The 11,948-nt window shown below is 43.2% G+C and carries 8 protein-coding genes and 1 pseudogene; 5 read left to right on the top strand and 4 right to left on the bottom strand.

What is annotated here, in order from left to right; translation table 11 throughout:
- Together RT064_RS09720 and RT064_RS09715 are read right to left on the bottom strand one after the other, a co-directional pair.
- Positions 1-291 (bottom strand): annotated as a pseudogene (locus RT064_RS09720) (hypothetical protein); the annotation flags it as partial.
- Positions 292-452: 161 nt separating this feature from the next.
- A complete protein-coding gene (locus RT064_RS09715) occupies positions 453-938 on the bottom strand; it encodes a hypothetical protein (RefSeq protein ID WP_313063105.1) in 486 nt (161 codons plus the stop codon).
- Between the two features lie 342 nt (positions 939-1,280).
- Here RT064_RS09715 and recJ point away from each other — a divergent pair, with 342 nt between their 5' ends.
- The 4 genes from recJ to RT064_RS09695 all read left to right on the top strand — a co-directional run bounded on the left by recJ (position 1,281) and on the right by RT064_RS09695 (position 8,165).
- On the top strand, positions 1,281-3,059 hold the full coding sequence (gene recJ, locus RT064_RS09710) for a single-stranded-DNA-specific exonuclease RecJ (RefSeq protein WP_313063104.1): 1,779 nt from the start codon (positions 1,281-1,283) through the stop codon (positions 3,057-3,059).
- A 285-nt stretch (positions 3,060-3,344) separates the two neighbouring features.
- On the top strand, positions 3,345-4,430 hold the full coding sequence (locus tag RT064_RS09705) for a helix-turn-helix transcriptional regulator (protein ID WP_313063103.1): 1,086 nt from the start codon (positions 3,345-3,347) through the stop codon (positions 4,428-4,430).
- A 52-nt stretch (positions 4,431-4,482) separates the two neighbouring features.
- On the top strand, positions 4,483-5,544 hold the full coding sequence (locus RT064_RS09700; protein WP_313063102.1) for a TerD family protein: 1,062 nt from the start codon (positions 4,483-4,485) through the stop codon (positions 5,542-5,544).
- 383 nt (positions 5,545-5,927) lie between these two features.
- The gene (locus RT064_RS09695; RefSeq protein WP_313063101.1) at positions 5,928-8,165 is read left to right on the top strand and encodes an NADP-dependent isocitrate dehydrogenase; all 2,238 of its coding nucleotides are present in this window, start codon (positions 5,928-5,930) and stop codon (positions 8,163-8,165) included.
- Positions 8,166-8,292: 127 nt separating this feature from the next.
- Here RT064_RS09695 and RT064_RS09690 read toward each other — a convergent pair whose 3' ends face one another.
- Together RT064_RS09690 and RT064_RS09685 are read right to left on the bottom strand one after the other, a co-directional pair.
- On the bottom strand, positions 8,293-9,642 hold the full coding sequence (locus tag RT064_RS09690) for an adenylate/guanylate cyclase domain-containing protein (protein ID WP_313063100.1): 1,350 nt from the start codon (positions 9,640-9,642) through the stop codon (positions 8,293-8,295).
- A gap of 39 nt (positions 9,643-9,681) precedes the next feature.
- Positions 9,682-10,119 carry an HIT domain-containing protein gene (locus RT064_RS09685; RefSeq protein WP_160001542.1) on the bottom strand — a complete coding sequence of 146 codons (438 nt, stop codon included), beginning with the start codon at positions 10,117-10,119 and terminating at the stop codon, positions 9,682-9,684.
- A 216-nt stretch (positions 10,120-10,335) separates the two neighbouring features.
- Here RT064_RS09685 and RT064_RS09680 point away from each other — a divergent pair.
- Positions 10,336-11,948: mechanosensitive ion channel family protein (locus RT064_RS09680; protein ID WP_313063099.1), on the top strand; the 1,613-nt coding region annotated here is incomplete at its 3' end.

The raw sequence follows: 11,948 nt of genomic DNA, 5'->3' as shown, positions 1-11,948 counted from the left end.
TACATCTATCACGCTTTGACCGCGATAACGTTGTAATTGTTCTTCATCAATCACGGTGGTTTGGGCGATGGTATGCTTGACAAGCGTCGGCGTTTTGGTTGCCGTGGTGGTAAAAGTAAGGCTCGGCAAGGTGGATTCAGTTTCGCCATTAGCAGCTTCGCTAGCCGCTGCATGAGGGCTAACACCAGTCATGGACATGCCAATAATCACCAAAACGCTTTGCATGATTGGATGGATATTAAAAAATGGCTTTTTGATAAAACGTAGTGATGTCTGACAGGTATAACGCATAACTTGACCCAAAAAAATAGTTTAAAGATACATTGTAGAAAAATATCGTTACATAAGCTATTACTTTTGCTTGGTCATTGCTCATCAAAGCCTGAGAATTTTTCAATAAAAAACCCCTCTAGTAACTAAAGGGGTTTTAATACAAGCCTTCGTATCAACAGTTAGCTGGCTTGCTGTAATTTTTTAGCTTTTTGGTAGCATTCATTGATGTGATTTTCAGCAATTTTTTTAAACATCAAATAGCCGATGGTACCTGCCACTAATTGACCGCCAAATGGTACAAATTTGGTCACTTGCTTGGCAATAATACGGCTACCAAAGCCTTGGAAAGTTTTTTTGGCGATACTGCGCGACACCACTAGCCCTGCCAAATCCACCGCTTTATCTTTTAGTTGGTTGATTTGCGTGCCGTTGTTCAAATCTACCGATGCTTGGGCGGGTTCAATTAAACCAAATTTAGCAGAGATTTCAGGTAGCAATTTTGATAACAGACCTGCGTCAACCGCAACGTCTAGCAGCGGCACAGGGACAACCGCTGCTACAGCAGACATTTTGGCTTTACTTTTAATCATTGCCTCACATTCGCGTTTGATTTTTTCTAAGTCAAGTTTTGGGTCGATGGTTTTGGTCGAATTTTCTGCTGACATAATTTTTCCTTCTAAAAAATTTCAATTATCAATAGTAAAGGTAGTATTGCAAAACACTTACAACAAGAGATGATTATTCATTAATGGTCGATGTTACTGTTTCATTAATGGTAAGTGATGACTCTTTGGTTTGATTATAACTGAGAGTAAACGTATGAATAAGCATCTTTTTGCAAAAAAATGCTAATGGTTTGTAGTGGCATTATTACGATATGCAAAACGCACAAAGGGCTATGAAAGCTGATGAGGTGTTTTTCATCATTTCGCTGTTGTAATTTTGCCTATTCACTATCATTATACTAGTTTGTTCTATCTATTTTATTTGACAACTATGATAAGTTTATGTTGACTGTAACTCCCCGTTTTATTGCGACCAAGATTGACGATATTCCCCGTGATTTACAGCCGTTAGCGCAGACATCGATGACATTAGCACGCATTTTGGCTGGGCGAGGCGTGCAAGATGTGGCAAATTTAAACACCGCCTTTAATAAGATGTTACCTGCAAATTCGCTGACTGGCATTACCAAGGCGGTGGCGCTGCTTGATGAGGCGATTGATACGCAGCAAAAAATACTGATTGTGGGTGATTTTGACTGTGATGGCGCGACTAGCACGGCACTGATGGTAAGGGTGCTCCGTGAAATGGGCGCGCAGGTTGAGTTTTTGGTGCCCGATCGTTTTAAGTACGGTTATGGACTGACGCCAGAAATTGTTGTGCTAGGTATTGAAACCTATCATCCTGATGTCATTGTCACGGTTGATAATGGTATCTCTAGCCATGCGGGGGTCGAACTTGCCAAAGCCAAAGGGCTAACGGTGATTATTACCGATCATCACCTAACGACGCAGGCGACACCAAACGCCGATGCCGTGGTCAATCCCAATCAGCTGGGCTGTGATTTTGCTAGTAAATCATTGGTAGGGGTTGGGGTGGCATTTTATGTGCTAGGCAATCTTGCCAAAGTCAGACGCCAAGCCAACAAATCCACCACCCAAGTGAGTCGCTATATTGATTTGGTGGCACTTGGTACGGTGGCGGATGTGGGCGTATTAGACCAAAATAATCGCATCTTGGTGCACCAAGGTATCCAAGCCATCAAGCAAGGTCGTTGCTGTGTGGGTATTTTGGCATTGTTGGAGCAGGCGAGTCGGCAAGCAGCCGACATCACGGCTCAAGATTTTGGTTTTATTTTAGGACCCCGCATCAACGCCGCAGGTCGTATGGATAGTATGCGGATTGGCATTGACTGCCTACTGACCGATGATTGGGGGGAGGCACAGCGGCTTGCGCATCAGCTTGATAAACTCAATCAAGAGCGCCGCCAAGTCGAGCAGGGCATGCGACAACAAGCCGATAGTGTATTAAGGACGCTTGAGAATCCATCTGAGCAAAGCGCCGTAAATCAAGTAACGCACCGCAAACGCAGTATTATTTTGTATCAAGACGAGTGGCACCAAGGGGTGATTGGTATCGTCGCAGGCAGGTTAAAAGAAAGCTACCATGTGCCCGCTATCGTGTTTGCCCCTGCTGATACGGCATTGATTGAAGATGATGATACTATCAAAGGCTCCGCACGCTCTATTGAAGGCATTCATATCCGTGATGCCATTGAATCAGTCGCGCAAACCTACCCCGAACTCATTAGCCACTTTGGCGGGCATGCGATGGCGGCAGGTCTGACAATCAAACGAAAAAACTTTGAGCCGTTTTGTAAAGCGTTTGATGAGGTAATTGCAGCGGTGGCTGATGAGGTATTTGCCGAGACGTTATATAGCGATGGTGAATTGACAGCCGGTGAATTCACGGTTGATTTTGTAGATAGCTTGCAGACGTTGGCTATTTGGGGACATGGTTTTGTGGCACCGATATTTGATGGGGTGTTTGTGGTGCAAGATTATCGGGTTTTAAAAGAGCGGCATTTAAAATTATGGTTGTCGTATCCCGATGTCCCTTTTACTATCGAAGCGATTTGGTTTAATGCTGACTTTGACGCGATAGCTTTGTCTGCTATCAATCGCAGTGTGTCAAAAGTGCATTTACTTTATGAGCTTGAGAAAAATTTATTTAATGGACAAACCAAATTACAGTTAAGGGTAAAAAAGGGTGTGCTCCTCTAGACGAGCGTTTTTGCTGATTCTTACACAATCTGATAACCATAACACCCAATAAAGATGATAAACGACATAAAATGACATGTTAATATAATTTATCACCTATACCGCCCCAAATTTTGATAAATTATGCAGGTATCAAGGTGTTAATTTTTAGCGTTAATCTTTTTAAATTTTAATAAGACTTTGGCGCTTAGCTGGCTATGATTTAACCGTTTGTCTTTTAACTGGATATCTTTTAACTGGCTGTTTTTTAACTATCTGTCTTTTACCTGCGTATGGAGAATTGCCATGAGTAAATCGCTTGCCAACAATGCAACCGCAACGACGGCTCGGCAATGGCAAATCCTCTCACAGCTGGATCGCAAACGTTGGCTCGGTACAACCCATATCAAAGAACAGCTTGATTTAATGGGTTTTGATATCAGTTTGCGAACCATTCAGCGAGATTTAAACGCTTTGGCAACACGTTTTCCGATTGAAAAAAACAACACCAATCCACAAGGTTGGCGCTGGCGTGAAGACGCACCGATGCAAAGCTTGCCGCACATGAATTTGTCGCAAGCGGTGGCGTTTAGTATGATGCGCCATAATTTGACCCAGCTATTACCGCCGGCTATTTTAGATGAATTGATTCCGTGGTTTGACCTAGCGAATCGGCAACTCAAAGAAAGCAAAGTAGTAAACACTTGGCTCGATAGAGTGCGTATCCTGTCAGCCAATCAACCGCTCATCCCGCCATCGGTCAATCCAGCCGCTAAAGACGCCGTCTATGACGCATTGTTTCAAAATAAAAAACTCATCGCCTGTTATAAAGCGCGCGGGCGAGAGGAAGCGCAAAAATACACCTTAAATCCACTAGCCATTGTGCAGCGTGGCGTGGTGATTTACTTAATTGCCTCGCGAACTGACAGAGCGTCTGACGATGTGCGCCAATTTGCTTTGCACCGTTTTGAAAGTGCGGAAGTGAGCGCAAGCGACGCGCAAACCCCAAAAGATTTTAATTTAGACAATTACATCAATACAGGCGCGATGGGGTTTAATTATCCGTTGTTCCAAAAGCTCATGCCTGACAGTGAAAAAAACAACCACGAGCCCCCCATACAGCAAGTGCAGTTACTGTTTCATCCGTTATCGGGGGCAAGTTTGCTTGAAAGCCCATTATCAACCGATCAGCAAAGCTGGGAAGATGACGAAGGATTGCATATCACAGCCACAGTGAACATGACGTCGCAGCTAGTATGGTGGCTACGCGGTTTTGGTAAAGGACTGCGAAAAATCGAGCCTGAGATTTTATCAATCGCCGTCTTTGAAACCCAAGCGCCCAATCGACAAACACCCGACCAACAACCCACCGTCCAAACAATAAGCGAATAATTAACAAACGCCCAAGCAAATTAACTACTTTGTCCGATTTTTCGAGAATCTTATGAAACATGATAATAATACCCTTGAATCCACTAGTGCCAACACCAACTCACATCAGCCTAGTAAGTCAAAAACCACGATTTTATACAGTGATTTGACGGATAATTCACCTATTACCGCTGCCAAATCGCCTGATAATCTGACACCCAGCACTACCACAGAAACGTACCAGATTATTTCGGCGCAGTTTGCTGACCCAACGCCATCGCCAACGGTTGAAATACTAGCGCCCGTCAATTCACCCAATTTGACCGATAAAAACACCCATGAGGCAGGAGTGGCAAGCACTTCGCCCCTGCACCATTCGCTACACAAAATGCCAAAAATCAACTCAATGACTGATGATAAGATTTTGCAAAAAAGTCATCAGCTAGCAATTACCCAAGACGATCAGCTTGAAGATGATAAAACGGCGACAGGTATAGCTGTCGAGCATATGGATGTAGTACTCAAGCAGTGGTATTTTACCGTGCAATGGCAGCAAACGCAGATGCCAAAATCGGGGCTTTACAATAAATTTAAAAAACGCACGCAAGCAATAGATATAGACTTATCCTGCTTACTTTGTAACCGATATGGCGAGGTAATTGAAACCGTTTGGTTCAAAAATGTCCGTGATAAAGCGCAATCCGTGCGTCATCAAGGCGATGAATTATTGGGCAAAAAGCCATTTAGCGCTATCGATGACCGTAAAGAAGATGCTGACAACAATCAAAGCACAAAGGTCAATGATGCCAACTTAAACCAAGAAAGTATGGTGCTTTTTTTAAGTAAGCTTCCCCCGCAAGTATTTCATGTGGTGATGATTGTGTCATCTTATCACGGCTATGCGCTTAGCAAAGCGAAAGAGGCGTCTTGTCAGCTCAGTGATGATGAAGGTAATGTGATTAGTGAGTTGGCTTTTACCAAACTGCCGACTGATACTAAGGCCTTATGGTTTGCCAGTCTAACCCGTTCTGCCGATAGCTGGCGCTACAACACCGAGCATCAACCTTTAGATAATAACAAGATGGCGCTAATTGAAAAAGAAGTGAGTGAAAAATTGGTACGTACGGCTAGATGACTTGAGTACAGCGTAAGCTTACTCTTTAATTCTCCTGAGTAGAATCACCAAGCATTTTGAGAGTCAAAAATTTATACATTTGACGACGTTGCTACAGTGTCTGTCAGTGATTGGATATATTCGCCACAGTGATACTGTGGTACACTAGGAAAAAAAGGGATTGTCTTAATCGATAGGGATACGTCGCATCTGCATTATTTTTCTCCTAAATATAGGTATTCCTAGATACATTATTGACTCATTATGCGGTAACCGTATACTTTGCGTTTAAAATGGTCAATCACATTTTATCCCCTAATTAGTAATACTTACTGTGAAATTTCTCACGCTGCTAGATGCATTATCTAGTGTCTCAATTAACATTCATATAAAAGAGGTTCTCTATGGCTAGTGGAAAGTCAAATATTATCTATACTTTAACTGACGAAGCACCGCTACTGGCGACTTATTCATTACTTCCTATCATTGAAACATTTACCAAACCTGCTGGCGTTGAAATCACCAAAACCGATATTTCCGTTGCCGCGCGTGTATTGGCAGAGTTCTCCGACTACCTGACCCCAGAACAACAAGTGCCCGACAATCTTGCTGAGCTTGGTCGGTTGACCCAAGACCCAGACACCAATATCATCAAATTGCCTAATATCAGTGCCTCAGTGGCTCAGCTGCAAGAATGTATTGAAGAGTTACAAGCCAAAGGCTACAACATTCCTAATTACCCAGAAAACCCAACCACAGACGAAGAAAAAGTCATCAAAGCCCGTTATGGTAAATGTTTAGGTTCTGCGGTAAACCCCGTATTACGTGAAGGTAACTCCGATCGCCGTGCCCCAGCTGCCGTAAAAAACTATGCCAAAAAACACCCGCATTCAATGGGCGAGTGGAAACAATGGTCAAAAACCCACGTTTCTCACATGGATGAAGGTGACTTTTACCATGGCGAAAAATCAATGACCCTTGATAAAGCGCGCAAAGTCAAAATGGAACTCATCACCAACAGTGGCAAAGCTTTGGTGCTAAAACCTGAAGTTGCCCTACAAGACGGTGAAGTGATTGACTCAATGTTTATGAGCAAAAAAGCCTTAATTGAGTTTTATGAAAAAGAGCTAGAAGATTGCCGCGAAGGTAAAATCCTGTTCTCTCTACACGTCAAAGCCACGATGATGAAGGTATCACATCCTATCGTATTTGGTCACTGCGTGAGAGTTTATTACAAAGATGCATTCGAAAAATGGAACAAAACCTTTGACGAATTAGGTATTAATGTTAACAACGGTATGGCAGGACTATACGAAAAAATCGAAACCCTACCGACCACTATCCGTGAAGAAATCGTCCGTGACCTGCATGCCTGTCAAGAACATCGCCCCGCACTGGCGATGGTGGACTCAGCGAAGGGAATCGATAACTTTTATTCGCCAAATGATGTCATTGTAGATGCCTCAATGCCAGCGATGATTCGTAACGGTGGTAAAATGTGGGCAGCGGATGGCAAGCCTTACGACTGTAAAGCGGTGATGCCAGAATCGACCTTTGCCCGTATTTACCAAGAAGTCATCAACTTCTGTAAATGGCATGGCAACTTTGACCCAGCGACCATGGGTACCGTACCAAACGTAGGTTTGATGGCACAAAAAGCGGAAGAATACGGTTCTCACGACAAAACTTTTGAAATCCCAGAGGCAGGTGTTGCCAATATCACTGACATTGAGACAGGCGAGGTATTGATGTCGCAAAATGTTGAAGAAGGTGATATTTGGCGTATGTGTCAAGTCAAAGATGCGCCAATTCATGACTGGGTAAAACTGGCAGTGACGCGTGCACGTAACTCAGGCATGCCAGCTATTTTCTGGCTTGACCCATACCGCCCACATGAAAATGAGCTCATCAAAAAAGTTAAAAAATACTTACAAGAGCATGATACCACGGGGCTAGATATTCAAATCATGTCCCAAGTTCGTGCGATGCGTTATACCCTTGAGCGTGTGGCGCGTGGTTTGGACACCATCTCAGTCACAGGTAACATCTTGCGTGACTACTTAACTGACTTGTTCCCAATCCTAGAATTAGGCACGTCAGCTAAAATGCTATCAATCGTCCCATTGATGAAAGGCGGTGGTCTTTATGAGACAGGGGCAGGCGGTTCAGCCCCAAAACATGTCGAGCAGTTGGTTGAAGAAAACCACTTGCGCTGGGATTCACTCGGCGAGATGCTGGCGCTTGCAGTATCTTTAGAAGACTTGGGGATTAAAGAAAACAACCCACGGATAAAATTACTGGCAAAAACCCTAGACTTGGCGACGGGTAAATTGTTGGATAATGACAAATCACCATCGCGCCGTACCGGTGAGCTCGACAACCGTGGCAGCCATTATTATCTAGCCAAATACTGGGCAGAAGAATTGGCAAACCAAGAGGAAGATAGCGAGCTTAAGTCCAAGTTTGCGCCACTGGCTCAAGCGTTGTCAGAAAATGAAGACAAAATCGTTGCTGAATTAAATGATGTTCAAGGTCAAGGTGTAGATATTGGCGGTTACTATCAACCAGACCAACAAAAGCTAAGCCAGGTGATGCGCCCAAGTGCGACATTTAACCAAGCATTGGCTTCTTTTGATGCCTAATTCAATAGTATAAAAAAAGCCGAAGCTGAATGCTTCGGCTTTTTTAGCTTATGTAAACGGTTCAACATAGATAAGCTAAAAATATAGCTGAGCAAAAAAAATGGGTGAGCCAAAACCGTCAATATCATTATTTTTGCTTTTCTTCAACAAGCGCCAATGCGGATTTTAGCTGGTTAGTAATATCATTTTTATCATAATTACGAATATCATGAAAATTTAAATGTAGGTTAAACCCAGGCAAGCTAAAGTCCACCCAATCGGTTTGTTGCATGGATTCACTTTTGGGTTCAAGCAATTCCCACACATTCATGGCATCTTGAAAGCCTTTAAATTTAAATTGCCCCACGGCTTGGCAATGATGGACATGACCAATTAAATTAAACGTACTTTCACTCATCAGAATTTGGTTGTTTTGCGCGGCAGATTCAAGGCGAGAGGCAAAATTCGCTTCTTTTCCAACCACGGTATAGGTCATACGATTGCGACTGCCAAAATTACCGACATAACAATACCCTGTATTGATACCCATACGTACATGCAGCCCTTCAAAACCGAGTAATCGCCATTGGTGGCGCAGCACTTCCATTTCACGGCGCATCTCAATTGCCATACTGGCACAAGCAATCGCGTTATCACGGTCATTACCACCGATATCGCCAAAATAGCACAATAACCCATCTCCCAAAAACTTATCGAGGGTCGCCCCATATTTTTGGCTAACTTGGGTCATGCGGTCAAGATAAGTGTTTAAAATATTGGCTAAATGGTCGGGGCTAATATGATCCGACAAATCGGTAAAGCCAACAATGTCCGAAAACAAAATAGTTAGCTTGCGGCGTTGATTAATGACTTCAACCTTGGTGTTATTTTTGACAATCGGTTGCCAAATCTGGGGCGGCAAAAAACGGGTTAATTTATTGGTGACATTGACCAAGGTATCAATCCGTGCTTGTTGCTGCGCAAGCATTTGATTTTTTTGGCGTAAGCGAATCACCAGAGAACAAATATGATAACCAACAATCAAGATATCAGTCAATACGATGACAAAATTTAAAATATCTTCTTGCTTGGCGGTCAAACTAATGGCGGGTAATAAAAAATGCGCGGATATCAGACTAAGTAGACCCACTGCTACGGTTAATAATACCAACGAAACAGTATGTTTGGTGTCTGAAAAAATCAAGCGAATTAAAATCAACAACCATAACGCAAGACTTGGGATATAGTTAAACTGCAACATACCCGTTGCCAACGCCATCAAGGTTAATACACTTGCTGAAGTAATATAATGATGGGGCCGGATAACACTCAAAGCCGTGACAATAACGCCTGCTACCAACAGCAAAATACTGAGCGTATGATAAATAGGCGGTACATCAAGAGAGGTTAAGGTAAGCAATAAAATAAAAAATGCCGCCAGTTCAATGAATTTCGGACTTTTTAGATTGGTCGAAAGACCTTGAATGGATTCACGCAATTTAGTTTGTCTACCTCGCGCCTCGTGGTAAAATTTTTTTTAGACGTTCATTTGCCAATCAAATGGCATATCACGATGACCGCGCAGTGCCATCATCAGTGTCTGCTGCATGTGTCTCAGCACTTCAGGGGTATAAGGGATGGCAGGATTACCCCATACTGGATTGGGCCAAGCAATATCATTTTGGTAGCGCACGATATGATGAAAATGCAATTGCGGCACTTGGTTGCCAAGCGCGGCGATGTTCATTTTGTCGGCTTGAAAAGTTTTGGCAAGCTGACTTGATAGCCAGCTGGATTCACGTAAAAACTGGGCTTGGTCACTGGCGGATAGTTCATATAATTCTTTGATACCGGGTACACGCGGAATTAAAATCAACCAAGGAAATTGACAGTCGTTCATCAAGCGGCAAGTAGATAACGGAAATTCGCCCACCAAAAAAGTATCTTTTGCTAGTTGTGGATGTAAATTAAACATAATAACTCAATGCATTTAAAAGTGTTTTTGGAATTTAAAACTGATAAAATCAAATAATTCGCGTATTTTAGCAGTTATACCTACAAGACGAAATACTTTATTCAGAATAAGCGCATTGCAATTTAAGATTTCTTAAAGCATAAAGCAAGGCCGTTATCATCTAGCCTAACTATTAGCCTAATTATGTCTGAGCGTTTTACAAATTTTGGGAAGTTTATGCAGTTGTCAAAGTCTCTTAACCAATGTCAGCGTCATGCTGATGCACCATCTTTATATCGCCGTTGTTTTATGATGGCATTGTTTGCCTTACTCATGGTTATCACCAGTGTCAAACCCACCGCTGTATGGGCGGCTGATAGCAGCAAATCAGCCAGTAGCGCCAGCAGCACAGCAACCCCACAAGACACCTTTGGGCGTGACACCCCGCGCGGTAGCGTGCAGGGCTTTATTCAAGCCTTGGCAAAAAGTGATTGGATGCTCGCCAGCCGTTATGTGGATTTAAGTTCTACCAAAGACCCCAGTGGCACGCTCGAATCTTTAAAATCGGCACTCGATAGCGGCGGACGCATCAACGAGCAGCTACAAATTAGCAATGACCCTACCGGCAATCTCGATGACAAACTAGCGCCCAATCTCGATAAGGTAGGGGAAATCAACAATCCTGCGGCTGACAAAAAGAGTATCGATATCTTAATGCAGCGTGTCAAACAATCTAACGGCACCAATATTTGGCTGATTTCACAACAAACCTTGCAAGAAGTTGCGTCGTTATCACTCGTTACCCAGCCGACATTGGTAGAAAAGTATATTCCCAAACAATGGATTGAGAAAGATATTAAAGGCTATAGTCTTGGGCACATCGGGGCAGTCATTGCGCTCATGATAGCGACTTATCTCGCCTGTCTATTAATTAGCCAAATCTTATATATGATTATCACGCGGATTTATCTAGCGACCCACCCAGATAAAGAAAAGCAATTTCCAATTGATGGGCGCGTGGTCGTACCTGCCGCAATGGTGCTGACGGCGCTGATTATCAAAGAAGCCATGATTTTGGTGGGTATTAATTTGGTTGTGCGTAATATGGCGTCCAACCTTGCCGATATTTTATCTTGGGTATCCATGGTATGGTTGATTTTACGTATTTTGGATTTGATTTTTAAACGTGCAGAAAACTATGCCAGTAATAACCATCATCCAGAGCGGCTATCTGTCCTAAATCTGCTAAGAAAAGTCGTAAAATTGATTTTGATTGCGATTGCGACCATTGTGATTTTGGGTAATCTAGGTTACGACTTAACCACAGGTATTGCCGCATTGGGGATTGGTGGTGTGGCATTGGCCTTGGGGGCACAAAAAACGGTTGAAAACTTGGTGGGCAGCGTGTCGGTCGTTGCTGACCAGCCTGTGAATGTGGGCGACTACTGCCGCTTTGGCACGCAAGAAGGTACGGTTGAGGACATCGGTATCCGCTCCACCCGTCTGCGCACCACTGATCGTACAGTGGTGACAATTCCGAATGGTAACTTCTCATCGATGAGCATTGAAAATGTCTCGCAGCGCGACATGTTTCATTTTTCGCAAGTGTTCTATATCTCTCGTGATAGCGACATCGATAAATTACGTGAATTTATGGAGCAAACACAAATTTATATCACCAATCATCCGGACACCAACAGTGTGTGGAATCAAGTGCGTATCTCTGGCACTCAGCAAGACGCGTATCTTGTTGAAGTGCGATGCTATCTCAATGTGAAAGGCGCGATGGATTTTAATCAAAAACAAACCGATATGATTTTAAAAATCGCGGAGATGATGAAAGAAGTGGG

This window comes from Moraxella sp. CTOTU49097 (assembly GCF_032064105.1).
GTDB classification, from domain to species: Bacteria; Pseudomonadota; Gammaproteobacteria; order Pseudomonadales; family Moraxellaceae; genus Faucicola; species Faucicola osloensis_B.
This window is presented reverse-complemented; position numbering and strand designations above follow the sequence as displayed.

What these genes read in the sequence shown, in the direction of transcription:
- RT064_RS09695 (WP_313063101.1), top strand. Translation starts at nt 5,928, where the DNA reads ATGGCTAGTGGAAAGTCAAATATTATCTATACTTTAACTGACGAAGCA.
- RT064_RS09705 (WP_313063103.1), top strand. Translation starts at nt 3,345, where the DNA reads ATGAGTAAATCGCTTGCCAACAATGCAACCGCAACGACGGCTCGGCAA.
- RT064_RS09685 (WP_160001542.1), bottom strand. Translation starts at nt 10,119, where the DNA reads ATGTTTAATTTACATCCACAACTAGCAAAAGATACTTTTTTGGTGGGC.
- RT064_RS09715 (WP_313063105.1), bottom strand. Translation starts at nt 938, where the DNA reads ATGTCAGCAGAAAATTCGACCAAAACCATCGACCCAAAACTTGACTTA.
- RT064_RS09700 (WP_313063102.1), top strand. Translation starts at nt 4,483, where the DNA reads ATGAAACATGATAATAATACCCTTGAATCCACTAGTGCCAACACCAAC.
- recJ (WP_313063104.1), top strand. Translation starts at nt 1,281, where the DNA reads ATGTTGACTGTAACTCCCCGTTTTATTGCGACCAAGATTGACGATATT.